25 protein-coding genes and 1 tRNA gene are annotated in these 25,022 nt (G+C 64.3%); 8 read left to right on the top strand and 18 right to left on the bottom strand.

Annotated elements, in window-relative coordinates; genetic code table 11:
• Nucleotides 1-14: 14 nt before the first annotated feature.
• From whiA to hprK, 6 genes are read right to left on the bottom strand one after another with little or no spacing between them, the layout of a single operon-like run.
• Nucleotides 15-914, bottom strand: a complete 900-nt coding sequence (gene whiA / locus DN611_RS06600) for a DNA-binding protein WhiA (RefSeq protein ID WP_119310935.1) — start codon at nt 912-914, stop codon at nt 15-17.
• Between the two features lie 36 nt (nt 915-950).
• Nucleotides 951-2,009, bottom strand: a complete 1,059-nt coding sequence (locus tag DN611_RS06595; RefSeq protein WP_119310934.1) for a gluconeogenesis factor YvcK family protein — start codon at nt 2,007-2,009, stop codon at nt 951-953.
• 3 nt (nt 2,010-2,012) lie between these two features.
• Nucleotides 2,013-2,876, bottom strand: coding sequence for an RNase adapter RapZ (gene rapZ, locus DN611_RS06590; RefSeq protein ID WP_021750230.1), 864 nt, complete (start codon nt 2,874-2,876; stop codon nt 2,013-2,015).
• Nucleotides 2,877-2,894: 18 nt separating this feature from the next.
• On the bottom strand, nt 2,895-3,815 hold the full coding sequence (murB, locus tag DN611_RS06585; RefSeq protein ID WP_119310933.1) for a UDP-N-acetylmuramate dehydrogenase: 921 nt from the start codon (nt 3,813-3,815) through the stop codon (nt 2,895-2,897).
• Nucleotides 3,816-3,834: 19 nt separating this feature from the next.
• Nucleotides 3,835-4,779 (bottom strand): ROK family protein, encoded by a 945-nt coding sequence (locus tag DN611_RS06580; RefSeq protein ID WP_119310932.1) that lies wholly within the window; start codon nt 4,777-4,779, stop codon nt 3,835-3,837.
• Nucleotides 4,776-5,717 (bottom strand): HPr(Ser) kinase/phosphatase, encoded by a 942-nt coding sequence (gene hprK / locus DN611_RS06575; protein WP_119310931.1) that lies wholly within the window; start codon nt 5,715-5,717, stop codon nt 4,776-4,778. The genes DN611_RS06580 and hprK overlap by 4 nt, the downstream gene beginning before the upstream one ends.
• A 309-nt stretch (nt 5,718-6,026) precedes the next feature.
• Between hprK and crcB the strand changes: the two genes are divergently transcribed.
• From crcB to asnA, 6 genes are all read left to right on the top strand, one after another.
• Nucleotides 6,027-6,392, top strand: coding sequence for a fluoride efflux transporter CrcB (gene crcB / locus DN611_RS06570; RefSeq protein WP_119310930.1), 366 nt, complete (start codon nt 6,027-6,029; stop codon nt 6,390-6,392).
• Between the two features lie 136 nt (nt 6,393-6,528).
• The gene (gene rpmB, locus DN611_RS06565) at nt 6,529-6,717 is read left to right on the top strand and encodes a 50S ribosomal protein L28 (RefSeq protein ID WP_021752119.1); all 189 of its coding nucleotides are present in this window, start codon (nt 6,529-6,531) and stop codon (nt 6,715-6,717) included.
• Nucleotides 6,718-6,792: 75 nt separating this feature from the next.
• Nucleotides 6,793-7,293, top strand: a complete 501-nt coding sequence (locus tag DN611_RS06560; RefSeq protein ID WP_119310929.1) for a GNAT family N-acetyltransferase — start codon at nt 6,793-6,795, stop codon at nt 7,291-7,293.
• 70 nt (nt 7,294-7,363) lie between these two features.
• Complete coding sequence (gene gltX / locus DN611_RS06555) at nt 7,364-8,854, top strand: glutamate--tRNA ligase (protein WP_119310928.1); 1,491 nt, start codon at nt 7,364-7,366, stop codon at nt 8,852-8,854.
• Entirely contained in the window at nt 8,851-9,477 is a 627-nt protein-coding gene (locus DN611_RS06550; RefSeq protein WP_021751469.1) for a stage II sporulation protein M, read from the top strand. The genes gltX and DN611_RS06550 overlap by 4 nt, the downstream gene beginning before the upstream one ends.
• A gap of 33 nt (nt 9,478-9,510) precedes the next feature.
• Nucleotides 9,511-10,518, top strand: a complete 1,008-nt coding sequence (gene asnA, locus DN611_RS06545; protein ID WP_119310927.1) for an aspartate--ammonia ligase — start codon at nt 9,511-9,513, stop codon at nt 10,516-10,518.
• A 127-nt stretch (nt 10,519-10,645) separates the two neighbouring features.
• On the opposite strand, the gene DN611_RS06540 is transcribed toward asnA, so the two are convergent.
• The 11 genes from DN611_RS06540 to DN611_RS06490 form a co-directional block, all read right to left on the bottom strand.
• Complete coding sequence (locus tag DN611_RS06540) at nt 10,646-11,851, bottom strand: FprA family A-type flavoprotein (protein WP_025545248.1); 1,206 nt, start codon at nt 11,849-11,851, stop codon at nt 10,646-10,648.
• An 81-nt stretch (nt 11,852-11,932) separates the two neighbouring features.
• Nucleotides 11,933-12,625 carry a V-type ATP synthase subunit D gene (locus DN611_RS06535; protein ID WP_021751472.1) on the bottom strand — a complete coding sequence of 231 codons (693 nt, stop codon included), beginning with the start codon at nt 12,623-12,625 and terminating at the stop codon, nt 11,933-11,935.
• Nucleotides 12,626-12,774: 149 nt separating this feature from the next.
• Complete coding sequence (locus tag DN611_RS06530; RefSeq protein WP_021751473.1) at nt 12,775-14,157, bottom strand: V-type ATP synthase subunit B; 1,383 nt, start codon at nt 14,155-14,157, stop codon at nt 12,775-12,777.
• Nucleotides 14,154-15,926, bottom strand: a complete 1,773-nt coding sequence (locus DN611_RS06525; protein WP_021751474.1) for a V-type ATP synthase subunit A — start codon at nt 15,924-15,926, stop codon at nt 14,154-14,156. The genes DN611_RS06530 and DN611_RS06525 overlap by 4 nt, the downstream gene beginning before the upstream one ends.
• A gap of 480 nt (nt 15,927-16,406) precedes the next feature.
• Nucleotides 16,407-16,727: a V-type ATP synthase subunit F gene (locus tag DN611_RS06520; protein ID WP_021751476.1), complete on the bottom strand. Its 321-nt coding sequence runs from the start codon at nt 16,725-16,727 to the stop codon at nt 16,407-16,409.
• 12 nt (nt 16,728-16,739) lie between these two features.
• On the bottom strand, nt 16,740-17,744 hold the full coding sequence (locus DN611_RS06515) for a V-type ATPase subunit (protein WP_119310926.1): 1,005 nt from the start codon (nt 17,742-17,744) through the stop codon (nt 16,740-16,742).
• Nucleotides 17,745-17,760: 16 nt separating this feature from the next.
• On the bottom strand, nt 17,761-18,447 hold the full coding sequence (locus DN611_RS06510) for a V-type ATP synthase subunit E (protein WP_119310925.1): 687 nt from the start codon (nt 18,445-18,447) through the stop codon (nt 17,761-17,763).
• 22 nt (nt 18,448-18,469) lie between these two features.
• Nucleotides 18,470-18,958 (bottom strand): V-type ATP synthase subunit K, encoded by a 489-nt coding sequence (locus DN611_RS06505; RefSeq protein WP_021751479.1) that lies wholly within the window; start codon nt 18,956-18,958, stop codon nt 18,470-18,472.
• Between the two features lie 14 nt (nt 18,959-18,972).
• Nucleotides 18,973-20,895 carry a V-type ATP synthase subunit I gene (locus DN611_RS06500; protein ID WP_119310924.1) on the bottom strand — a complete coding sequence of 641 codons (1,923 nt, stop codon included), beginning with the start codon at nt 20,893-20,895 and terminating at the stop codon, nt 18,973-18,975.
• A 1-nt stretch (nt 20,896) separates the two neighbouring features.
• Nucleotides 20,897-21,211 carry a hypothetical protein gene (locus DN611_RS06495; RefSeq protein ID WP_021751481.1) on the bottom strand — a complete coding sequence of 105 codons (315 nt, stop codon included), beginning with the start codon at nt 21,209-21,211 and terminating at the stop codon, nt 20,897-20,899.
• 284 nt (nt 21,212-21,495) lie between these two features.
• Nucleotides 21,496-22,125, bottom strand: a complete 630-nt coding sequence (locus DN611_RS06490) for a hypothetical protein (protein ID WP_025544356.1) — start codon at nt 22,123-22,125, stop codon at nt 21,496-21,498.
• Between the two features lie 162 nt (nt 22,126-22,287).
• On the opposite strand from DN611_RS06490, the gene DN611_RS06485 reads away from it, so the two are divergent.
• Nucleotides 22,288-22,364 (top strand) — tRNA-Arg (locus tag DN611_RS06485).
• A 124-nt stretch (nt 22,365-22,488) separates the two neighbouring features.
• Here DN611_RS06485 and DN611_RS06480 read toward each other — a convergent pair.
• Nucleotides 22,489-22,758 carry a tyrosine-type recombinase/integrase gene (locus tag DN611_RS06480; protein ID WP_119310923.1) on the bottom strand — a complete coding sequence of 90 codons (270 nt, stop codon included), beginning with the start codon at nt 22,756-22,758 and terminating at the stop codon, nt 22,489-22,491.
• An 807-nt stretch (nt 22,759-23,565) separates the two neighbouring features.
• Here DN611_RS06480 and DN611_RS06470 point away from each other — a divergent pair.
• A complete protein-coding gene (locus tag DN611_RS06470; protein ID WP_119310921.1) occupies nt 23,566-24,864 on the top strand; it encodes an FAD-dependent oxidoreductase in 1,299 nt (432 codons plus the stop codon).
• Nucleotides 24,865-25,022 lie beyond the last annotated feature (158 nt).

The raw sequence follows: 25,022 nt of genomic DNA, 5'->3' as shown, positions 1-25,022 counted from the left end.
AAAGCGCATTTACTTTACAGCCCTTTTGCCAGCTGGGTGATCTTCCGCAGCCGGTGGTTCAGGCAGGACTTGGTCACCGGCGGGTCAAACTCCTCCGCCAGCTCACTGAGGGTCAGCTCCGGATTCTCCAGCCGCAGGGCCGCCGTCAGCTGGAGCTTGTCCGGCAGCTGGTCCAGGAGGCCCGCCCGCTGGAGCTTCCGGATCGATTCCAGCTGTTCCTGGGCCGCCTCCACCGCCTTGTCCAGATTGGCGCTGTCGCAGTTGAGGCGGCGGTTAACGCTGTTGCGCAGGTCCTTTTCCAGCTTGGCGGACATGACGCTCATGGCGGCCACGGGCGCACCGATCAGCGTCAGGAAGTCCTCGATCTGGTCGCTCTGCTTGAAGTAGGTGATGAAGCTGCCGTTGCGGGCCACGCTCTTGGGGGGATAGCCGCACTCCCGCAGCAGCACCTCCAGCTCCCGGCTCACCTGCAGGTGGGAGGTCGCCAGCTCCAGGTGGTACCGCTTGGCCGGGTCCGTGACGCTGCCCCCGGCGAAGAACACCCCCCGCAGGAAGGACGCCCGGCAGCACTCCTCCTCCAGCAGTCCGAAGTTGATGTGCAGGGCCAGGTTCTGCTCCGGGCTGAAGCCCAGCAGGTCCACGATCCGGCGGAGCTTGCCGCCGTCTGTGATCTGGAACACCAGCTTGCCGCTCTCCCCCTCCTCCGGCAGCCGGTCGAACCGCAGGCCGAAGGCCCGGTGAAACAGCTTGGGAAGCCGGGCAGCCAGAGCGGGGTTCCCGGTGATGATCCGCACCTCGCTTGCGCTGAAGGTGTTGCAGTACAGCAGGATGCCGTAGGCCTCCGCCCGGGCGCAGCACAGCTTCTGCACCGGCAGGCGGCACAGCTCGTTTTTGGCTTCAAAGGAAAAGGACATGGGTGGGTCTCCTCCAACTCTGGGTAATTGTGGGGCTCATTTCTGCTCCTCCATCTGGTAGGAGTCCTCCCGGGGGCGGAATCGGGCACCGGCGATCCGGACGCTCCGCTCCGCATGGAGCAGGATCAGCTCCCGGGCCAGGGCCGCGGAGCTGTGGCGGACAAAGCCGCTCTCCACCGTGGCCACCGGCCGCTCCACGACCTCCACGCCCAGGGCCGCGCAGGCGGACTTGTCGCATCGGATGCGCTCGGCCCCCTCCTCCGCGTACCGGGCGGCCACCGCCTTGGGGATGGGCGAGGAGTTGGTGAGGCACAGGCGGAACAGGCCCTGCGCCGAATGGGCGAAGATGGCGGCGATGTGGTCGGATACGGTGTAGCCCTCCGTCTCCCCCTCCTGGGTCATGACGTTGCAGACATAGACCTTCAGGGCGTCGGACTCCCGGATCGCCTTCACGATGCCATCCACCAGCAGATTGGGGATGATGCTGGTGTACAGGCTGCCGGGCCCCAGGACGATCATATCCGCGTCGGCGATGGCGGAGACCGCCTCCGGCAGGGCCTTGGGCCGGGAGGGGATCAGACGCACCTGGCGGATGCGGCAGTCCTCCTGCTTTTTGCAGTAAAAGATCTTGGACTCCCCCACCACCGTGGCGCCGTTCTCAAATTCCGCCTCCAGCTGCACGTCCGCCGTGGTCACCGGCAGCACCCGTCCGGTGATGGCCAGGACCTGGCTCATGCGGCGCACCGCCGCGTCAAAGGACGGGGAGATGCCGTTCAGCGCCGCCAGAAACAGGTTGCCGAAGCTCTGCCCCGCCAGGCTCCCCTCGGTGAAGCGGTAGTGGAGCAGCTCCCGCATCACCGGCTCCGTGTTTGCCAGGGCCTCCATACAGCTGCGGATGTCCCCCGGCGGAGGCATCCCCAGGTCCTGGCGCAGCATGCCGGAGCCGCCGCCATCATCCGCCACCGTGACGATGGCGGAGATATTCTCCGTATATTGCTTCAGTCCCCGCAGCATGTTGGACAGGCCGTGGCCGCCGCCGATGACGGCCACCTTGGGGCCATGGGCCCGGGGGACGCGGTATTCCTGCTCCCTCACGGCTCAGCCTCCCCGGGTCATGTCCCGGTGGTTCTCCAGCACCTGATAGCCCAGGCCGTGGATGAAGCCCGCCAGGGCATGGGTCACCGCCACGGAGCGGTGGTGCCCCCCCGTGCAGCCCACGGCGATGGTGAGAGAGGTCTTTCCCTCCTCCGCGTACAGGGGCAGGGAGAAGGCCAGCAGGTCCTCCAAACGGCGCATGTAGTCCTGGGTCTGTGGGAAGTGGAACACATAGTCCGCCACCGCCTGGTCCAGCCCCGTCCGGGGACGCAGGTCCTCCATATAGAAGGGATTCGGCATGAACCGCACGTCAAACACCAGATCCGCCTCCAGAGGCAGGCCGTACTTGAAGCCGAAGGAGGTGACGCTCACCGTCATCCCCCCCTTCTCCCCCTCCTGGCCGAAGAGGCGCAGCAGCTCTCCCCGCAGTTGGGCGGTGGAGGTGCGGGAGGTGTCGATAACAAAGTCCGCCCGCTCCTTGACGGGGGCCATCATGGCCCTCTCCTTCTTCACCGCCTCCTCCAGGGAGTCGGTGTCTGCCGCCAGGGGATGGCGGCGGCGGGTCTCCTTGTACCGCTTGATGATGACCTCCGGCGCGGCCTCCAGAAACAGCATCCGGCACTGGGCCTCCATGTCCTTCAGCTTATCCAGCACGTCGAACAGCTCCGTGAAGGAGCTGGCCGTCCGCACGTCGTACACCAGGGCCACCCGGTCGTAGCGGCCGTTGCCCCCGGCGCAGAACTCCGCAAATTTCAGGATCATGGCGGCGGGCATATTGTCCACGATATAAAAGCCCATGTCCTCCAAAAAGGAGGCCGCCTTGCTCTTCCCGGCCCCGGAGAGGCCGGAGATGATGAGGATTTCCATGTCCGCACCGCCCCTTTCTCAGTCGATGATCCGGACCTCCGGCTCCAGCCGGACGCCGGCCTGCGCAAAGACCCGCTCCTGGATCTGGCGGATCAGCTCCTTCACGTCGGCGCAGGTGGCGCCGCCCCGGTTGATGACAAAGCCCGCATGCTTCTCGCTGACCTGGGCGCCGCCCACCGTCAGCCCCTTCAGGCCGCATTGGTCGATCAGCGTCCCGGCGTAATAGCCCTCCGGCCGCTTGAAGGTGCTGCCCGCGCTGGGGAACTCCAGCGGCTGGCTGGCCCTGCGCTTTTCCAGCAGCTCCTTCATCCGGCCCCGGATTGCCGCCGGGTCGCCGGGCGTCAGGCAGAACTCCGCCCGCAGCACCACCGCATCCGGGTGATCCGTCAGAAAGCTGCGGCGGTAGCCGAAGGCCATCTCCGCCCCGGTGAGGGTCCGGATGCCCTCCTCCGGCAGCAGCAGGGTTGCCTCCCGCACCACCTGGGCCATCTCCCCGCCGTAGGCGCCGGCATTCATGCACACCGCGCCGCCCACCGTGCCCGGGATGCCGTGGGCGAATTCCAGGCCCGCCAGCCCCTGCCGGCAGGCGAAATCCGCCACCCGGGCCAGGGAGGCCCCCGCCTCCGCCAGAATGGTCCCCGGTGTCCCGCCGGCCTCCACTCGGCTCAGGCCGGCGGAGGTGTCGATCACCAGCCGGTCCAGCCCCTCGTCCGGGGCCAGCAGGTTGGTTCCGTTGCCCATCACCAGGGGACGGGCGCCGCAGCGGGCGGCCATGTCCAGCAGCAGCACCAGCTGCTCTCCCCGCTCCGGAAAAGCCATGCGCCGGGCCGGCCCCCCGATGCGGAAGGAGGTGTGCCGGTCCATGGGCTCCTCCTTCTCGATCCGCAGGTCCGGCAGATAATCCGCCGCCTGCTGGTCAAATGTGATCCACCAGTCCATTTCTGGACCTCCTCATACTTCAGATTACCCGGCCCAGCAGGGCCGCACCGATGACGCCGGCGTCGTTGCCCAGCTCCGCCCGGAGGATGCGGGTGGCCCGCCCGCCGTGGCGGGAGAAGCACAGCGCCCCGACCCGGCGGCGCAGGGGCTCCAGCAGCAGATGCTCCGGCGCCCCGGCCACACCTCCGCCGAAGGCCACCGCCTCCGGCCGGAGGATGTTGATGAGACTGGCCGTGCCCTCCGCCAGCTCCTCCACATAGGCGCGGCAGACGGCAAGGGCCGTCTCGTCCCCCGCCTCTGCCGCCAGAAAGGGCGTCCGGCCGTCCACGCCGCCGGCCTCTTCTGCCAGACGGCAGAGGGCGCTCTCCGGATGGGCGGCCATGGCCGCTTCCGTCCGGCGAATCAGCGCCGTGGCGGAGGCGTACTGCTCCCAGCAGCCCCTGCGTCCGCAGGGGCAGGGCTCTCCTCCGGCATGGAGCACCATGTGCCCCGCCTCGCTGGAGGATTCGCCGCCCCGCAGGCGGCCGTCCAGAATGATTCCGGCCCCCAGGCCGGTGCCCAGGGTCAGCACCACGAAGTCCCGCAGACCCCGGCCCGCGCCCTGGAAATACTCCCCTACGGCAGCACAGTCCGCGTCGTTGCCCAGCAGCACCGGCAGGTCCAGCCGCCGGCGGAACAAGGCCGCCAGATCCGTCCGCTCCAGGGGGATGTTGGTGGTGTACAGCACCTCTCCGCCGGAGACGGCCCCCGGCAGGCCGATGCCCACGCCCTCCGCGTCCCCGGGCGCCGCTCCGGCGGTGGAGAGCACCTCCGCCGCCAGATCCGCCAGGTCCGCCGCAAAGGTCTCCGCCCCCCGGAAGTCCAGGGGGCGGCGCGCCGCCGCCAGAAGGCGGCCCGTCTCGTCCGTCAGGCCCGCCTTCAGGTTGGTGCCGCCCACGTCGATACCGATGAAGAATCCGCTCATTTCTGTTTCCGGCTGCCCTGCTCCGCCCGCAGGTCCACCCGCTGGGCCAGCTCCTGGGCGGCGTTGAAGCCGTAACGCCGGTGGCGGTTGTTCATGGCCGCCACCTCCACGATGCTGGCCAGGTTCCGGCCCGGCCGCACCGGGATGGTGACGCAGGGGATCTCCACGCCCATGATGTCGATGTGGTGATCCTCAATGCCCAGCCGGTCATAAAACTTCGTCTCGTCCCACTGCTCGAACTGGACCACCAGGTCGATCCGGGATTCCTCCATGATGGCGCTCATACCGAAGAGCTGGCGCACGTCGATGACGCCGATACCCCGCAGCTCGATATAATGGCGGATCACCTCCGGCGCGGTGCCGATCAGCTGGTTGGAGATGCGGCGGATCTCCACCGCGTCATCCGCCACCAGCCGGTGGCCCCGCATGATGAGCTCAATGGCGGACTCGCTCTTGCCGATGCCGGAGTCGCCGGTAATCATCACGCCCTCGCCGGAGATGTCCAGCAGTACGCCGTGGCGGGTGACGCAGGGCGCCAGCACCCGGTTCAGATACTCGATGGTGTGGCTGGTGAACTCCACGGTGGTCTCCTCGGTCCGCAGCAGCGTCCGCTCGTGGACCCGGGCGCTCTCCAGGCACTCCGGGAAGCAGTCCAGCCCCCGGGAGATCACCAGGGCCGGGATGTCGTAAAGAAACAGGTCGTCGAAGCACTTGCGCCGCTGCTCCGTCGTCAACCCCTTGAGATAGGTGATCTCCGCCTTGCCCAGCACCTGGAGGCGGCGGGGGTCAAAGTAGTCGTAGAAGCTATGAAACTGGAGGCCGGGACGGTTCACGTCCGTGATAGTGAGCAGCGCCGTGTCATAGTCGCTGCCCCTGTTCAGCACCTCCAGATTGAAGAGTGTGACCAGCTCCGAGATCTTCAGGCCATGTTCTTGCATCGTGTCCTCCCCTTTTCTTGCGGCGCCCGGGACTGGGACGCCGGTTTTCTCCCAGGCCGGGCCCACGCCCGGCGCGGTGGATGGATCGCCGCACCCGCGCTCCGGTGTGCGGAAGTAACTCTATTATATATGAATCTCACCGCTTGCGCAATACCCAGCTGCCGGTTTCCCGGTCGGGCCCTGTGCCCGCGGCCGAATCCGGCCGGTCTGTCGGAGCGGGGCGGGCTCTTGCCTCCGGCCGCCGGTTGTGTTACCATAGGTGCGGCCGGTGGTATTTCCACAGATGACATGAAAAGGAGCGTGGCGTCCATGCTGAACTGTATTGCCGTGGGGCTTAGGGGATTCCTGGGGTCCGTGTGCCGTTATCTGGCTGGGCAGATTCCACTGGGAAGGGACTGGGGCTTTCCCGTCCGGACGCTTGCCATCAACCTGATCGGCTCCTTTCTCATCGGCGCCGTCACGGCGCTGGCCCTGAAGCGGGCCGCCCCCGACCCCAGGCTGGTGCTCTTCCTGAAGGCAGGGGTGTGCGGGGGCTTCACCACCTTCTCCTCTTTTGCCCTGGAAACCGGAGATCTTCTGCAAAGCGGGCGCACGGCGGCGGCCCTGCTCTATGCGGCGGCAAGCCTGATCCTCGGCGTTGCGGCGGTATTTGCCGGGGAAGCGGCGGTGCGCTGACGCCCCCTTGGCGTACAGTTGAAAAAAGCTTGTGTTTTTTTGAAAATTTTACTTGCATTTTCAAAACTTTTCTGTTATGATACCAGTTGTGCCTGCAGATGGCATGGAAGTACGCAACAGCAAGGAGGTGCAACGGATGGCTAAGTGCGAGTTCTGCGATAAGGGCGTTACGTTCGGCATCAAGGTCTCTCACTCTCATCGGCGTTCCAATCGGATGTGGAAGCCCAATGTGAAGCGTGTGAAGGCAATTGTCGACGGCTCTCCCCGCCATGTGTATGTTTGTACCCGGTGTATGCGTTCCGGCAAGGTCACCAGAGCGGTCTGACATGGACAAACGAAATCCCGAACCACCCGGTTCGGGATTTTTTGCTGTATATTCGCAGTCTCAGAAAGGAGCCGTATGGAACAGCCCATTCTCCCCCTGCGGGACGCGCCCGTCCTGGCGGACGCGGCCGCCGTCTGGTTCAGCCGCCGCTGGGGAATCCCGGCGGAGTCCTACCGGGAGAGCATGGAGCAGTGCCTCCGCCGGAAGGCGCCGGTTCCCCAGTGGTACGTGGTCCGGGACGGCGGGCGCCTGCTGGCCGGGGCCGGCGTCATCGCAAACGACTTCCACGACCGGAAGGACCTGACGCCCAATCTCTGCGCCCTGTTTGTGGAGCCCCCCTGGCGGGGCCGCGGGACCGCCGGGCGCCTGCTGGACTTCATCCGGCGGGACCTGGGCGCCATGGGGATCCCCCGGCTCTACCTGGTGACGGACCACACCGCCTTTTACGAGCGGTACGGCTGGACGTTTCTGACCATGGTCACCGGGGACGACCATCTCCCGGAGCGGATGTATACCGCCCCCACCCTGCCCCCCGCGTCCGGCGCCCGTGTGCCGCCGGACACAATCAGCCCTTGACATTCCAAGGGTTTCAGGGGATAATGTACGTTGTTATTTTTTGTAATTTACCCGATATGGAGGTATTTGCATGGCATTGGATCAGAGCTTTTTCCAGGAGATGGAGGCCCGCATCCCCAAGGGGAAGGTCCGCACCCGGTTCGCCCCCTCTCCCACCGGCTATATGCACGTGGGCAATCTGCGGACGGCCCTGTACACCTGGCTCATCGCCCGGCACGCCGGCGGCACGTTCATCCTGCGGATCGAGGACACCGACCAGGGCCGCCTGGTGGAGGGCGCCACGGACGTAATTTACCGCACCATGGCGGAGTGCGGCCTGACCCATGACGAGGGCCCCGACGTAGGCGGCCCCGTGGGCCCCTATATCCAGTCGGAGCGCCGGGACCTGTATCAGCCCTACGCCCACCTGCTGGTGGAAAAGGGCGCCGCCTACTACTGCTTCTGCGAGAAGGCCGCATCCGAGGAGGACGCCGGTGACTTTGACCGCGCCGACGATCCCTGCCGGGATCTGTCCCCGGAGGAGGCCCGACAGCGTGTGGAGGCCGGCGAGCCCTATGTGATCCGCCAGCGGATCCCCCACGAGGGCACCACCACCTTCCACGACGTGTCCTTCGGCGACATCACCGTGGAGAACAAGACCCTGGACGACCAGGTGCTGCTGAAGCGGGACGGCCTGCCCACCTACAACTTCGCCAATGTGGTGGACGACCACCTGATGGGCATCACCCACGTGGTACGGGGCAGCGAGTACCTCAGCTCCGCCCCCAAGTACAATCTGCTGTACGAGGCCTTCGGCTGGGACATCCCCACCTACGTCCACTGCTCCCCCGTTATGCGGGACCAGCACAACAAGATGTCCAAGCGCCACGGGGACCCCTCCTACGAGGACCTGAAGGCCCAGGGCTATCTGACGGAGGCCATTTTGAACTATGTGGCTCTGCTGGGCTGGGCCCCCAAGGGCGAGCGCAGCGAGCAGGAGATCTTCTCCCTCAGCGAGCTGGTGGAGGCCTTCGATATCGCCGGTATCTCCAAGTCCCCCGCCATTTTTGACATCGACAAGCTCACGTACTTCAACGCCACGTATCTCCGCGCCATGGCGCCGGAGGACTTCGCCAAAGCGGCGGAGCCCTATATCCGTGAGGCCGTGAAGAACCCCGCCATTGATGTGTCCGCCGTGGCCGCCCTGCTCCAGGCCCGCTGTGAGAAGCTGACCGAGATCCCGGAGAAGGTGGATTTCTTCGACCAGCTGCCGGACTACGGCGTGGAGTGCTTCACCAACAAGAAATCCAAGACGAATCCCGAGGTCTCCCAGGCCATGCTGGAGGCCGCCATCCCCGCCCTGGAGGGCATCGGCGACTGGACGGCGGACGCAGTCCACGACACCCTGATCGCCCTGGCGGAACACCTGGGCGTGAAGAACGCCACCCTCATGTGGCCGGTGCGGATCGCCGCGGCCGGCAAGCTGGTGACCCCCGGCGGCGCCGTGGAAATCTGCCACATCCTTGGTAAGGATGAGACCCTGCGCCGCCTGCGGCTGGGCCTGGACAAGCTCCGGGCATGAGGCGGTTTCTGGCGGCCCAGTTCGCCCCGGTGCTCCGGGCCTGGCGGAACGGATATGAGGCCGAGGTCCGGCGCGCCGCCATCGCCTTTTTCCTGCTGGTCTTCCTGGCCTTCGGCGTGTGTCTGGCGGTGCCGGAGCTGCGGCTCGGCTTTTCCGCCTATCTCCAGCACCTGTTCCAGGGCATGGACCTGACGGACGGGGCCGGGAACCTCTCCCCGCTTCTGCTGCTGGCCAACAATCTGCGGGCCTGTGCCGTCACCATGCTCTATGGGCTGATCCCTTTTGTGCGTCTCCCGGCCCTGGCGCTGGGCGTGAACGCGGTGCTGCTGGGCGGCCTTGCCGCCTGCTATGCCGCCACGGACACCACCATGCTGCTGTATGCCGCCAGCCTGCTGCCCCACGGGATTTTCGAGCTGCCCGCCTTGATCCTGGCCTTTTCCATGGGGCTGTACATCTGCGGGCACCTGACCCGCCGCTGCCGCCGCGATCCGGCCGCTCTTCCTCTGGGCGCGTGCCTGGGGCTGGCGGCCCGGCTGCTGGTCTTCCTTCTGCTGCCGCTGCTGATCCTGGCGGCGCTGACGGAGGCCTACGTGACGCCCCTCGCCGCGGGGCTGTTCCTCTGAATCACAATCCACAGAAAGGATGCATTTCCGACTATGAGTAAAACCACCATCCCCTCCGGCTACCGGATGCCCCTCAGCAACAACGAGCTCCAGCGGGCCATCGAGCTGATCCACCAGGAGTTTCAGCACAGCCTTTGTGTGCGCCTGAACCTGCACCGGGTCTCCGCCCCCCTGTTCGTGGACGGCCGCACCGGCCTGAACGATGACCTGAACGGCGTGGAGCGCCCTGTCTCCTTTGACATCCCCGATGTGGGCACCGACGGCCAGGTGGTCCACTCCCTGGCCAAATGGAAGCGCCTGGCCCTGAAGCGGTACGAGTTCCCCGAGGGAACGGGCCTCTACACCAACATGAACGCCATCCGGCGGGACGAGGAGGTGGACAACCTCCACTCCATCTATGTGGACCAGTGGGACTGGGAGAAGCATATCTCTCCCAAAGACCGGAACGTGCTGTACCTGAAGGAGACGGTGCGCGACATCGTGGGCGCCATCTGCGACACCTCCGCTGCCCTGCGCAACGCCTTCCCTGCCCTGACCTTCAAGCCGGACCGGGACGTGTACTTCATCACCACCCAGGAGCTGGAGGACCGCTATCCCGACCTGACGCCCAACGAGCGGGAGGTGGAGATCTGCCGCAAGCATCACACCGTGTTTCTGATGCAGATCGGCAAGACCCTGGCCTCCGGCAAGCGCCATGACGGCCGCGCTCCCGACTACGACGATTGGGAGCTGAACGGCGATATCCTCATGTGGAACCCCATTCTGGAGCGGAGCTTCGAACTGTCCTCCATGGGCATCCGGGTGGACGCCGCGGCTCTGGACCGCCAGCTGACCGCCGCGAACTGCAACCAGCGCCGGGAGCTGCCCTTCCACAAGATGCTGCTGAACGGCCAGCTGCCCCAGTCCATCGGCGGCGGCATTGGCCAGTCCCGGCTGTGCATGCTGCTGATCGGCACCTGCCACATTGGCGAGGTTCAGGTGAGCCTGTGGGATGCTGACACCACGAAAACATGTGAAGATGCTGGTATCACGCTGTTGTAAAGTAAAGTTACCATACAGAAAAGCCGCCCGCCGCAGATCACGGCGGGCGGCTTTTTCCGCCCCTTTCGGGCCTTTGAAACGGAAAATGCCCCCACCGGAACTCCGGCAGGGGTATTTTCTCATCCTCTCAGTGGAGCAGCTCGTCGGCAATGGCGTCCGCCAAGGACTCCAGCCCCCGGCGCTGGGCCTCCTTGACAGAGGACTTCAGCGTCACGGTCCCCTCCATCACCCGCATCTCTTTCATCTCCTCCAGGAGCTTGGTCATCAGCATCCCGGAGCGGGCGGCCCAGGTGCCGTTCTCGATCAGGGCCACGGAACGGCCCCGGAGACCGTGGCAGGCCAGATCCCGCAGGAAGTTCTCCATAGGGGTGTAGATCTCCCCGTTATATGTAGCGGAAGCCAGCACCAGATGGCTGCACCGGAAGGCCTCGCTGACAAGGTAGGACACGTCCGTATGGGACACGTCGTACAGGGCGATGTTCTTTACGCCCCTCTCTGCCAGGCGGGCGGCCAGGATCTCCGCGGCGTTCTCCGTGTGGCCGTAGATGGAGCCGCAGAAGATGGCCACGCCCCGATCTTCGGGGGTGTAGGTGCTCCAGCGCTGGTATTTCTCCAGGAACCACTCCAGATTCTCCCGCCAGATGGGACCGTGGAGGGGACAGATCATCTGGATCTCCATCCCGGCGGCCCGCTTCAGCAGGGACTGGACCTGGGCACCGTACTTGCCCACGATGTTGGTGTAGTAGCGGCGGGCATCGTCCAGCCAATCCCGCTCAAAGTCCACCTGATCGGCAAAGATGTTGCCGTTCAGGGCGCCGAAGGTGCCGAAGGCGTCGGCGGAGAACAGCACCTTGTCGGCGGCGTCATAGGTCACCATCACCTCCGGCCAGTGGACCATGGGGGCCATCAGGAAGGTGAAGGTGTGGCGGCCGGTGCAGAGGGTATCCCCCTCCTTCACCACCACAGCCCGGTTGGAGATATCACAGTCAAAAAACTGGCTGACCATGGGGACAGTCTTGGCGTTGGCCACCACCTGGGCGCCCGGCCAGCGGCGCAGCAGCTCGCCCAGGGTGGCGCAGTGGTCCGGCTCCATGTGATTCACCACCACATAGTCCAGGGGCCGGCCGGCCAGGGCAAACTCCAGGTTCTCGAAGAACCGCTCCCCCACGGCCTTGTCCACCGTGTCCAGCAGGACGGTCTTCTCATCCAGCACCAGATAGGCGTTATAGCTGACGCCCCGGGGAATGGGAAACACATTCTCAAACTTCGCCAGCTGCCGGTCAGAGCCTCCCAGCCAGTACAGGTCCTCGTGGATGTTTGTCACGCAATGCATAGTTGCTTTTCTTCCTTTCTAACGCGTTAAACGCAGCAAAGCGGTGTAGCGTTATTATCCTACACCGCTTTGCGTATTTCGTCAAGCCTCCCGGAACCGCTCCAGCACTTCCGCGTCCCGCTGCCGCTGTTCCTCGATGGACTGCTGCAGCAGCATATCCTTCACCTTCATCAAACGGGTGGTGGTGGCCCGGTCGTTCTCGTCCAGCTTCATGGTGATATACCGGATGGCGTCCTGGGTGTTTGGGATCACCACGTACTCCAGAGCGTTCACCCGGCGGCGGGTCTTTTCGATCTCCTCCGCCATCAACTGGGCGGATTTCTCCACTTCCGCCAGCTTCAGCATCTTCCGGAACACCTTTCCCAGGGCGTCCACGGCCGTGTCCAGCTCGCCGGAGGTGGCCGCGAACCCGTAAGGGTAGATGTCCGCGTCAGACCGGGTCTGCGTCTGGAAATCATACACCGGCACGTTAACCGACATGATATTTTTGGTGGTCTGCGTCAGCTTCACACTCTGCTTGGGGTCCAGCAGCGCCTGTTCCAGCGCCTGGGAACTCATGAGCGCGGAGGCCACGGTGAAGGCGCCGTGGACTGTCATCAGCTCCTCCTCCACCTCCTGCCGCAGAGCGCGGACCTCCCGCACCGTGTCCAGAAACTGCTTCATCAGCTCGTCGCGCTTGTCTTTCAGCAGCTTGTGGCCCCGCTGGGCAGTGCGGAGCTTGCCCTTGAGGCGGGTGAGCTCCATCCGGGTGGGGTTGACCGTGATATTGGGCATCTGTCAATCGCCTTCTTTCCATCCTGGCCTGGGGGCCCGCGGTCAGCGGCCCGGCGCCTCCGCGCCGCAGCAGACGCGCGGCAAATCCTCATCATGGGCCGCAGCCAAGAGAGGGCGGCCGCCAAAATCCCGGGGTCCCCGGAAGGGGCTCACAGCTCCTTCTTGGGCCAGTACTTTTCGATATACTCCGGCTTGATCCGCTTCAGCTCGCTCTTGGGCAGGATACTCAGCAGCTCCCAGCCCAGATCCAGCGTCTCCTGGATGGAACGGTTCTCCTCGTAGCCCTGGTTCACATACCGCTTCTCAAACTCGTCGGCGAATTTGGCGTACAGCAGGTCCGTGGGCGTCAGAGCCGCCTCGCCCAGAATGGACATCAATTCCTTGTTGTCCTTGCCGGTGGAGTAGGCCGCGAACAGCTGGTTCATGGTGCCGGAGTGGTCTTCCCGGGTCTTGCCCTCGCCGATGCCCTTGTCCTTCAGACGGCTCAGAGACGGCAGCACGTCCACCGGCGGGTGGATGCCCTTGCGGTACAGCTCCCGGCTGAGGATGATCTGCCCCTCGGTGATATAACCCGTCAGGTCGGGGATCGGGTGGGTCTTGTCATCCTCCGGCATGGTCAGAATGGGGATCAGCGTGATGGAGCCCTTCTTCCCCAGCTGGCGGCCGGCCCGCTCGTAGATGGTGGCCAGGTTCGTGTACAGATACCCGGGGAAGCCGCGGCGGCCGGGGACCTCCTTCTTGGCGGCGGAGACCTCCCGCAATGCCTCGGCGTAGTTGGTGATGTCAGTCATGATGACCAGCACGTGCATATCCTTCTCAAAGGCCAGATACTCCGCGGCGGTCAGGGCCATCCGGGGGGTGGCGATGCGCTCCACCGCCGGGTCGTTGGCCAGGTTCGAAAACATGACCGTCCGGTCGATGGCGCCGGTGCGCTTGAACTCGCTGACGAAGAACTCCGACTCCTCAAAGGTGATGCCGATGGCGGCGAACACCACGGCAAACTTGGAGGTGTCGTCTCCGATCACCTTGGCCTGCCGGGCGATCTGGGCCGCCAGATTGGCGTGGGGCAGACCGGAGCCGGAGAAGATGGGCAGCTTCTGCCCGCGGACCAGGGTGTTCAGCCCGTCGATGGTGCTGACGCCGGTCTGGATGAACTCGTTGGGGTAGTCCCGGGCCGCCGGGTTCATGGGCAGGCCGTTGATGTCCCGGTACTCCTCCGCCAGGATCTCCGGCCCGCCGTCGATGGGCCGGCCCATGCCGTTGAACACCCGTCCCAGCATATCGGCGGACACGCCCAGCTGCAGCGGATGGCCCAGGAAGCGGACCTTGGCGTCCGCCAGATTGATGCCGGCGGCGGACTCGAACAGCTGCACCACCGCGGTGTCGCCGTTGACCTCCAGCACCTGGCCCCGGCGGACGGAGCCGTCGTGGAGCTCCACCTCCACCAGCTCGTCATAGGTGACGCCGTCCACCATGCGGACGATCATCAGAGGACTAGCGATCTCCTCTACCGTTCTGTATTCCCGGATCATGCGTCCTCTCCTCCTTCCTCCGCAATGGCGGTGATCTCCTGCTCCATCTCCGCGGAGATCTGCTGGTAGACCTGCTGGTACTCCTCAGCCGGCACGCTCTTGGCCCGGCCGATCTTCTCACGGGACGGAACGGCGAAGAGCTTCGCCACCGGCGCGCCCTTGGAGATGGCCTCCCGGCACAGCCGGTCGTACCGCAGGACCATGGCCAGCAGCTTTTCCTGCCGGTCGTAGCTGGAGAAGCTGTCCACATCCGCAAAGGCGTTCTGCTGCAGGAAGTCCTCCCGCACCATCCGCGCCACCTCCAGCGTCAGCTGGTCCGCCGGGGACAGGGCGTCCTTGCCCACCAGCTGGACGATCTCGTTCAGGCTGGCCTCACTCTGGAGGATGCTCATGGCGCTGGCCCGGTCCTCCAGGAACTCCGGTCCCAGGTTCTCGTCAAACCAAGGCTTCAGGGAGTCCAGATACAGGGAGTAGGAGTTCAGCCAGTTGATGGCCGGGAAATGGCGCTTGTAGGCCAGGGACGAATCCAGGGCCCAGAAGACCTTGACAATCCGCATGGTGGCCTGCGCCACGGGCTCGGACAGGTCGCCGCCCGGCGGCGACACGGCGCCCACGGCGGTGAGGCTGCCCCGGCGGTCATCGGAGCCGATGCAGGCCACGCTGCCGGCCCGCTCGTAGAACTGGGCCAGGCGGGAGGCAAGGTACGCGGGGTACCCCTCCTCGCCGGGCATCTCCTCCAGCCGGCCGGACATCTCGCGCAGGGCCTCCGCCCAGCGGGAGGTGGAGTCAGCGATGACCGCCACGTCGTAGCCCATGTCCCGGAAGTACTCCGCGATGGTGATGCCCGTGTAGACCGACGCCTCACGGGCGGCCACGGGCATGTCGGAGGTGTTGGCGATCAGCACCGTCCGCTTCATCAGGGACTCCCCGGTGCGGGGGTCCTTCAGCTCCGGGAACTCCCGGAGCACGTCGGTCATCTCGTTGCCCCGCTCGCCGCAGCCGATGTAGACCACGATGTCCACATCCGCCCACTTGGCCAGCTGGTGCTGCACCACAGTCTTGCCGGAGCCGAAGGGCCCGGGCACGGCGGCGGTGCCGCCCTTGGCAATGGGGAACAGGGTGTCAATGACCCGCTGGCCGGAGCACAGCGGCCGCTTGGGGGGATATTTGTGCTTGTAGGGCCGCCCGATCCGGACCGGCCACTTCTGCACCATGGTCAGGGGCACGTCCTCCCCCTTGTCAGTGCGCAGGGTGGCCACGGTCTCCTCCACGGTGAAGGAGCCGCTCCTGATGTCCGTAATGGTGCCGCTCATGTTGGGAGGCACCATGATCTTGTGGAGCACCACCGGCGTCTCCGGCACGGTGCCAATCACGTCGCCGCCCTCCACCTTTGTGCCGGGGGTGACCACGGCGGTGAAGTCCCACTTCTTCTCCCGGTCCAGGGCGGGGACCTCCACGCCCCGGGTGATGTTGGCACCCACCTTCTCCACGATCTTCTCCAGCGGCCGCTGGATACCGTCATAGATGCCCTCGATCATGCCGGGGCCCAGCTCCACGCTCATGGGAGCGCCGGTGGTGACCACCTCCGCCCCCGGTCCCAGGCCGGAGGTCTCCTCGTACACCTGGATGGAGGCGGAGTCCCCCTTCATCGTCAAAATCTCGCCGATCAGCCGCTGGGGGCCGACGCGGACCACGTCGGACATATTGGCGTCCGCCAGGCCCGTGGCCACCACCAGCGGTCCGGATACCTTCACAATCTTACCGCTCAAACTCGCTCAACCTTCTTTCACACCAGTTTCGCCGGAAGGACCTCCGGCGCGAACCGCCGGAGCCAAGAAATAGTGCCCGGAAAAACCCGCGGTTTTTCCAGTTCTCCCACCGTAAGGCAAAAGAAAAATATTCATCATGTCCGCCGCAGCGTGTATGCGGTGAACAATCCCCGACTCAGCCGCCTGGGGCGGCGTCCACCAGTCCGCGCCCAAGCCGCTGGAAGCGGCGCGGAAATCCCCTTGGGTGCAGACCGGCGCGGGAATTCAGCGCAGGCGGGTTCGCCCGCCGGCACATCTCAGGGAAAACAGCCGAAACGCCGCCAGAGGCGGAAAAGCGGGGCTGTTTCGAGGAAGGCCCCCGGTCGGCAGGTGCGGCAACACCTGCTGACCGGCTTGGCCCGACGGTGTGCACACGAGGCGCGATTGCGGCCCAAACAGGGTCGAAAATCGCAATGCCATAGCGGCGTCAGCCTGTTCTCCTCAGAGGATATCCGCGCCCACCGCTCTCTGAATGGACTGCTGGATGTTGTTCATACCGATGCCGAGAGAGCCCTCCCGGCCGGGGATCAGGATGATGGCGGGCCGCAGCTCGTCCTTATACCGGTCCAGCACGTCCGGCAGGTCCTTTGCCAGCTGCTCCGTCAGATAGATGATGCCGCAGTCGCCGCTCTTTGCCAGCTCCCGGATGGTCTCCCGGGCCTCCTCGGGGGCGGTGACGGGATACGTCTCCAGTCCCAGGGCCCGAAAGCCCATGACGGACTCCCAGCTGCCGATCACGGCGATCCGATACGTTGTGGCCATGGCGCCGCCTCCTTACACATAGCTTGCCCGCAGGCGGGTGCGGATCACCGCCGGGTCGATGCCGGCGGCGCGGCCCATCAGCAGGATCCGCAGGTTCGTGTACTCCGTCTCCCGTGCGGCCAGATAGCTTACCAGAGGGGCCTCGCCGAAAGGCACGGACTGAGCGCCCGCCAGATAGTCCCCCACCGCGTCGTCACAGAGCTTTTCAAACGCCGTCAGGGGGCCGCCCTTCAGGGCCTCTGCCCCTGCCTCCGCGGCGTCGCGGAAACGGGTGGCGCCGTAGAGCTCCCGCAGGCCCGCGGCCCCGCTGGAGGCGGCCTTTGCCACCGCATCCGGAGCGAGGTCTCCCCCCTCCAGCAGCGCGCCCAGGAGGAAGTCCGCCCCCTTTCCCATGCGCAGCGTCCGCACCGCCGTCCGCAGGTTCACTGCGTCAACCTGCACCGCCACATAGCCCCGGAGGAACGCGCTGCCGGTCTCCTCTGCCAGGGCCGCCATATCCCGGTAGCACCACCGGTCCAGCACGATGTCGCTGAGCTGGGGATCTCGGGTGGTGTCCAGCACCTCCCGGGCCTCCACCACGGCCGCGGCCAGCGTCTCCGGCAAGCCATCCAGCTCCCGGGATCGGACCGCCTCTGCCAGTTCGGCGGTGCTTACCCGGCCCATGTCCATCAGCATACGGTCCGGGGCGGTGCCCACAGCCTCCGCCTTCAGCAGGGCCTTCACATTATGATAGTCGTATTTCACTTTGAAGAGATCGATATACCGGGCGTCCGGCGTTCCCTCCGCCAAGTCGGCCAAGGTGGCCTCCCGCACGGCGGACAATGCCGCGTCCATGGCCTCCGGCCGCCGGGGATCCAGCTGGGGATACCCCCACTCCTGCAAGAGCTTCCCCGCGTCCTCGCCGCTTTTGGCATCCAGGATCTGCTCCATCCGCTCCGCCGTCAGAAGCCCTGTCTCCAGGGCCTTCACCCGGGCGGAGATCACCAGGTAATCGGTGTCCTTGATGGTCTTTGCCAAACCGACGCCTCCTTCCTCACGCCTCCGGGAACAGCAGCTTCGCCACCTCGCCGGCGGTCTGCTCCCGCTCCGCGCGCACCAGGGCGTCAAAGGTGCAGTTGACCTCGATGCGCCCATCCTTCAGGATGAAGCCGCCCGAGATGTCGCGGGTCTCCTCCGACACGGCCAGCATGGCCGTGCCCTGCGCGAAGGCGCTGACGCCGGCGGCCACCTTGTTCAGAAGATTGGCTACCACGCCGTCCCCGAGGGGCAGCTCCGGCGCGGCCTCCTTGGCCAGCAGCTCGTTGGCCCGGGCCACAGCCGCCTTGCCGGCGCCCTCCCGATCCTCCGTGGAGAAGACAACCTCCTCCCGTCCGGTGGAGGACGCCCGCACCAGCAGCGCCGCCAGCAGCTCCACATACTGTTCCTGCGGCAGGGAACGGAGCTTTTCCAGCGCCCGCTGGTAAGCCCGTTCCACCATCTCCTGCTTGGCGGTCAGAAGCGTCTTCCGGGCCTCCATCTGGGCGGCGCTGACAAGGCGCTCCTCCCGCTCCGCCGCGGTCCTCTCGCTCTTTGCCAGCAGGTCCCGGTCCTCGGCCTCCGCCTGGGTGCGGAACTTGTCGGCCGCGGCCTCCGCCTGGGCGGCGGCGTCCGCCAGGATGCGGTCGATCTCCGCCTGGGTGTCCGCGCCGATCCGCTGTGTGATCTTGTCGATACCGTTCATACTCTGTCCCCTTTCTCCAGGGTCAGCCGCTGATGTTGATAATCATGAGCATGGAGGCCAGCAGGGACAGGATCGCGTAGAACTCCACCGTGATGCACAGCACCATGCCCTTGGACCAGTCGTCGGGCTTCTTGGCCAGCAGGTTGATGGACCCGGCGGCCACGCGGCCCTGGGCGATGGCAGAGAACAGGCCGCCCAACGCCATGGGCAGGCAGGCCACGAAATACCGCAGCCCCTCCTGCACGGTCATATCAAAGGCGGTGCCGTCCAGCAGCCCCATGCGGAACACCGCGAAAAACCACACCACCAGGCCGTACAGACCCTGGGTGCCGGGGATCACCTGGAGGATCATCACCTTGCCGAACTTGCTGGGATCCTGGCACAGAAGCCCCGTGCCCGCCTCGCCTGCGATGCCGGTGCCTTTGGCCGACCCGATGCCCGAGAGGACCGCTGCCAGACCAGCGCCCAGCAGACCCAATGCCAAACCGCCGAATGCCTCAAAGAACTCCATATCTCGATTCCTCCTCAGTCTTTTTGAATATCCACGTATTTTGTATCCACCGCCAGGGGGCGGAAGGGCTTTCCGCCGTCCTGATAGAAGTTTTTAAAGAACTCCAGGCACTGGAGCCGCAGGTCATGGACGTAGCAGCCCAGCAGATTCAGCGCGAAGTTCAGGGCGTTTCCCGCCATGGAGACGATGAAGAACACCACCACGTTGCCGGGGATGGCGCCCAAGGTGTTGAACACCTGAGCGATGACGCTGCCGGACAGCATCAGGGCCATCAGCCGGGAGTAGGACAGGATGTCCCCGAAATAGCCGGTCACGTGGTTGTACAGGGAGCCGAAGATCCCGGTGATCTTCCCGAATCCCTTTCCGTTGATGACAGGCCCGGCCACCACCAGCACGATGCCCGCATACAGCACCAGGTTCGTCACCCCCAGCACTGCCAGCGCGATTCCGGCGAAGACCACCCACCAGGTGATCTCCTCCCAGAACGCGTCCAGGAACTGTCCGCGCTTCAGTTTCCCTACCACGCTGATCACCATGCCGGTGAGGATCTGGACAAAGCCCAGGCACATGGCGCCCACCAGAATCATCAGCGTGTCGTCCAGCGGCGTGAACAGGGCTGGCAGGGCGAACGTGCTCTCCGGGTGGATCAGCTGGGCCAGCTGGGTGAGGAAATCGCCGAAGAAACCGCCTGTCAGGGCGCCCATCACAAAGGTGCTGATGCCGCACAGGCCCAGCAGGCCGAAGAAGTGCTGCATCGTTCCCTTCGGGCGGTATGTCCGCAGGACAAAGACGGAGGCCAGCATCATCAGCAGTCCGTATCCCATATCCGCCATCATCACGCCGTAGAAGAGGATGAAAAACGGCGCCATGAGGGGGTTGGGGTCCACATTGTCATAGGCAGGCAGGGAGTACATCTCCGTCACCATGTTCAGCGGCCGGGTCAGACAGTTGTTCTTCAGCTTCACCGGCACCTCCGGATACTCCTCCGGCGCGGGATCCGCCGCCTCCCAGGCACAGCCCAGGCGCTCCAGCAGGGCGCTCACGTCCGCCATGCGCTCCGCCGGGGCCCATCCCTCGAAGAAGACAATGGTCCCGTCGGTAAGCAGCCGCTCCGCCGCGCTCTCCCGAGCGGTCTCCGCTGTCAGCCGGTCCGCGTAGGTCCGCAGGGTGTCCCGCTCCCGGGCGCTCTCCGCAATGGCCGCCTCGGCCTCCTCCCGCCTGCGCTGGAGCTCCTCCAGCTGCCGGTCGGTCTGCTTCAGATCCGCTGCCGCCGTGCCGGTGACCCCCGGAAAAGCAGCCGCGCTGAAGCCGTGGGCCCGCAGGACCTCCATTACCGGCTCCTCCGCCGCCCGGTGGCAGAGGAGCAGCAGGTATCGCTGCTGCTTGTCGGCGCTGATCTCCAGCAGCTCCGCAGGCAGCGCCTCCAACTCTAGCCGCAGGGCGCCCACGTCCGTTCCCGCGGGGCAGGTCCCCAGGCGGGAGAGCACGTGCTCCGTTCCCTCCGCCTCCAGCGGCAGGTCCAGATCCTGCCAGGGCAGCAGCCCTGCCCGGCGAGCCTGAAGGCGGGACATCTCGGTCTGGATCCCGGAAAGGGTCCGCAGCCGCTCCCCCACGTCTTGGGTGACGGTTTTGGCCTGCGCCTCCAGTCCACCGCCCAGAAACTCCTTCTCTGTGACGAGCCTGCGCTTGACAAACAGCCCGTCCTTCACCTGTCCGTACCGCCGCATGGCGGCCAGGGCGGTGTTCACCTCCGCCAGGGCGCCTTTGGCCTCCGCCAGGCGGGAGCTCTCCCGCTCCAGCAGGCCGGACCAGTCCTCCCCGGCGGTCTCCGGCTCCCGGATCTCCACACAGCCCAGCCGCTGGAGCTGCCCCAGCAGCTCTTCCCGGCAGGCTGCCATGGCGATCACCCGGAGCCTCTTCATCTTTACAATGGCCATGTCAGTCTTTCACAACCCTTCCGACAATGAGATCGGCAGCCATGTCCAGCCGCTTCTCCGCCTCACGGCGCAGGCGCTCCGCCTCCGCCTGGGCTTCTTGCCCGATCTCGTCTCCTCTGGCCGCAGCTCTTGCCTCCGCCTGACGGAGCAGCTCCCGCCCCCGGTCCGCAGCGGCAGCCCGCGTCTGCTGCAAGAGCGCAAGACCGTCCCGCTGTGCATCGGCGACGATCTGTTTCGCCTTTGCTTCTGCGGAGGCCTTGCGCTCCCGGTTATCCGCCTCCACGCGTGTGATGTTCTCGATGACTTCCAGTGGCATCTTCTTCACCTCTTTCCTGTCATGGGGCTTCTCTATGCGAAATGGATGGCTTCAGGGCCTCCCTGCCGCCGCTTGCCGGCGGCAGGAATACCCGGATGGTCGTCTATAGCGCGTCGTTCCTTTCCAGGGCAGTCTCCCCGTTCGTCTTATCTTAGGCAGCTTCGGGGGCAATTATCCGCGGAGTGCGCCCAAGTCTTTGCGGTCGATCTGCGGGCTCAATCCGGCTTTGACCAATGCATGTTTTTCGACCGGCTCACCATTCGAGCGTTCAGATCCGGCGGTGCTCAACCCCGCGGCTCTTTTTCCTCTTTCTTAGTGCTCCGGTCCAGCAGGGCGGCCAGCTCGTTCAGTTCTGTCCCCGCCTGGTCCATCGCCCGGGGCAGCTGAGACAGGTTGACCTCAACTTTCCGCAGCTCCGCCGTCACATGGGAGGCGGTGGACTCGAAGGAGGACATCAGCGTCACATACTGGGCCCGGAACAGCTCCACCGTGCGGCGCAGCCTGGCGGTGGTGGACGCCTCCAGCTCAGCGGCCCGTTTGTGGGCGTCGCACTCGATGTCCCCCACCCGGTCCCGGAACTGGGCGTAGGCCTCCGCCTCCGGCCGGAGCCGCTCCAGCTCAGCGGCCAGCCGTTCAGCCTCCGGCTTGAATGCCTCCAGCCCCTGCCGGGCTGTGCGCTCCTGCTCCAGCTCGGACTGGGCCTGCTCCCGGAGGGCGGTCTCCGTCTCCAGCCGCGTCTGCAGCTCCCGGACCTGGGTCCGCAGGCTGTCCGCCTCTGTCTGCAGGTCCTCGTTCTCCTTCTGCAGCCTCTCCTGGACGGCGGCGGCCTCCTTGGCAGTCTGCTCAATATAGTGGATCACATCCTGCTTGTCGAATCCGCCGAACGCGACGCTTTTGAATGCGTAGTTCTCCATGGTCCGCTTCTCTCTTTCCCGAATGAAAACTTTAACTCCACTTTAGCACAGAACCCCGGCGTTTACAAGGGTTTGAAAATTAACATAAAAAATCCAAAAAAACTCTTGCATTTTGAAATCAGACATGCTATTATAATAAAGCTGTCCGGCAGGACAGGATGTGCGCCCTTAGCTCAGCTGGATAGAGCGTCTGGCTACGGACCAGAAGGCCGGGGGTTCGAATCCCTCAGGGCGTACCAGCAAGAAGCCTGTGTTCTCTAAGAACACAGGCTTCTCTGTTTTTCTCCGGTCCTTCCCCCGCTTCGTCTCTGCCCATATCACGCCACAGGCCGGTGAAATTTCAGGCTACTTCTACCATTACTATCAGTTCCTCGCTGCTGTCAGGATGCCGCTGACCGTGTTTACCGCCTGGATCTGGGTGTCTTTGGTGACGTGGGCGTAGGTGTCCAGCGTGAATCCGGCGCTGTAATGGCCCATCATTCCAGAGACTGTTTTCACGTTTCCCCCGTTCTGCCGGGCGATACGCCGCTGGATACGGAGCGTTTTTCTCTGGAAGTCAATGCCTGTCCATTTTAATCCCAACAGCTCTCCCCGCCGCAGGCCGGTTGTCCAGGTCCATGTAGCAGCGTTCATACACGCCGCTTTTCCCGGCCTTCTGAAAAAACGCTGTCAGCTGATCCGGTGTCAGGTCCTTCACCTCCTGCGCTCCACCTTTCGCAGTGTGCGCAGCTCTTGGCCGGGGTTGTTCGGATGAGCGACTGTTCCGCCTCTACTTCCATGGCGGGGGACGGCATTTGGCGAAGATTCCGCACTGTTTTGCATACAAGTCTTTTTGCTTTACAGCGGTTCTCTTTGCTTTGAACGTCCTCCTTTTTCAGCAGCTCTTTATAGAGCCACTGTATCTCCAGAGAGGAATTGCCCGGGCTTCCGGCCAGAGTTATCAAAGAATTGACAGCTGCGGAGGCGGATTGTGTCGGGACAGCTTTCCATCTTTCGATTCAGTATATCAGGCCGCAGCTGGAGCGTCTGGACTGCCTCCGCTTTCATATCCGCAAGCAGCAGGAAGCACAGCAAAGCTGACCGGCAGCACAAACACAAGACTATTTTTCGGGAAGGAATTTTTATGAGGCTCCAGGACAACGCCGCCTTTGCGCCGCTGCGCTGCGTTTTGGCCGGATTTTTCAAAAGCATCTCCCATGCGCCGTCCAGATCTGTGTCTGCCTGGGGCTGAGTGCTGTTCCTTGCATCTGGAATTTCCGGATGGCGGAAGCGCAAATGACGGCTTTCAATCTGCGGAGTCTTTCCGTCGGTACAGGGTGAGCGTGTACATCGGAGCCGTTGGCTCGCCCTTCCATCCAGAGCCATCGTGTCGAACCTCCACATATTGTTCCCGTGATTTGGAGAACACTATTTCTAAATTACGCATTTGGAGGATCGTATATGGAGTCATTGTGGGAACAGACGTCCGGACATACAGGGTTTTGTCATCTGGAGCAGGATGCAAAGACCGATGTATTGATTATCGGCGGGGGGATAGCGGGGGTTTTATGTGCATATCTGCTGCACCAGGCCGGAGTCCTCTATCTGCTCTTGGAAGCTGAGACGATCGGCGGCGGGATCACCAAAAACACCACCGCCAAAATCACCTCCCAGCACGGCCTGATCTATGACAAGCTGATCCGTAAATTTGGAGCTGGCCAGGCCAAACAGTACCTTGATGCCAATGAAGCGGCCCTTCAGAAGTACCGGGAGCTGTGCCGCGGCATGGACTGCGACTTTGAAGAAAAGACCGCCTATGTGTACTCTCTGAATGACCGCCGGAAAATCGAACGGGAGCTGGATGCCCTGGAAAAACTGGGGGTTCCTGGGGAATTTACAGACCGCCTCCCCCTCCCCTTCCCTGTGGCCGGAGCAGTTCGATATCCAAACCAGGCCCAGTTTCATCCGCTGAAATGGATCGCCGCGATTTCAAAGAGCCTGCACATCTGCGAGCACACGCCGGTGCGGGAGCTGGTCGGAACAACTGCAATTACGGATTATGGAAAAGTCACGGCAAACAAAATAATTGTAGCCACCCACTTTCCCTTTTTGAATAAGCACGGCAGCTTCTTTGCCAAACTGTATCAGCACCGCTCCTATGTGATTGCCCTGGAAAACGCCCCGAATGTAGACGGCATGTATGTGGACGAGGCCCAGACGGGCATGTCCTTTCGCAACTACAAGAATTTGCTGCTGGTAGGTGGCGGAGACCACCGCACCGGAAAACAGGGCGGGGCCTGGCAGGAACTGCGGGATTTCGCCCAGCGGCACTATCCCAAGGCCGCGGAGACATCCCACTGGGCTACCCAGGACTGCATGTCTCTGGACGGCGTTCCCTATATCGGCCCCTATTCCGCCAGCGCATCCGACCTGTATGTGGCCACCGGTTTCAACAAGTGGGGAATGACCTCCGCCATGGTATCGGCCATGGTCCTGTGCGATCTTGTCCAAGGGAAGCAGAGCCCCTATGCCGAGGTGTTTTCCCCCTCCAGAACGATTCTTCGCCCCCAATTGGTGGTCAATGGCTTCGAGGCCGTGGTCAACCTCCTGACCCCTTCCGCCAAGCGTTGTCCCCATCTCGGCTGCGCGTTGAAATGGAACCCGCAGGAGCACACGTGGGATTGCCCCTGCCACGGCTCCCGTTTTACAGAGGAGGGCAGGTTGATCGACAACCCGGCAACGGGGAATCTGAAAAAATAGTGCCGCCGAATGAAACAGCTCCATCTGTGTTTCCTGTCTGAGACGCAGATGGAGTTTGCATAACAAGCATGATCTTTCCCCCAATCCCTAGTCTGTTGCCCCGGCCGCAGAAGATGCACAGAGTCCTTCCGGAAAAGGCAATCGGCCGATCCGGTCTT

It is taken from the genome of Oscillibacter sp. PEA192, assembly GCF_003574015.1.
In the GTDB taxonomy this organism is placed as follows: domain Bacteria; phylum Bacillota; class Clostridia; order Oscillospirales; family Oscillospiraceae; genus Oscillibacter; species Oscillibacter welbionis.
This window is presented reverse-complemented; position numbering and strand designations above follow the sequence as displayed.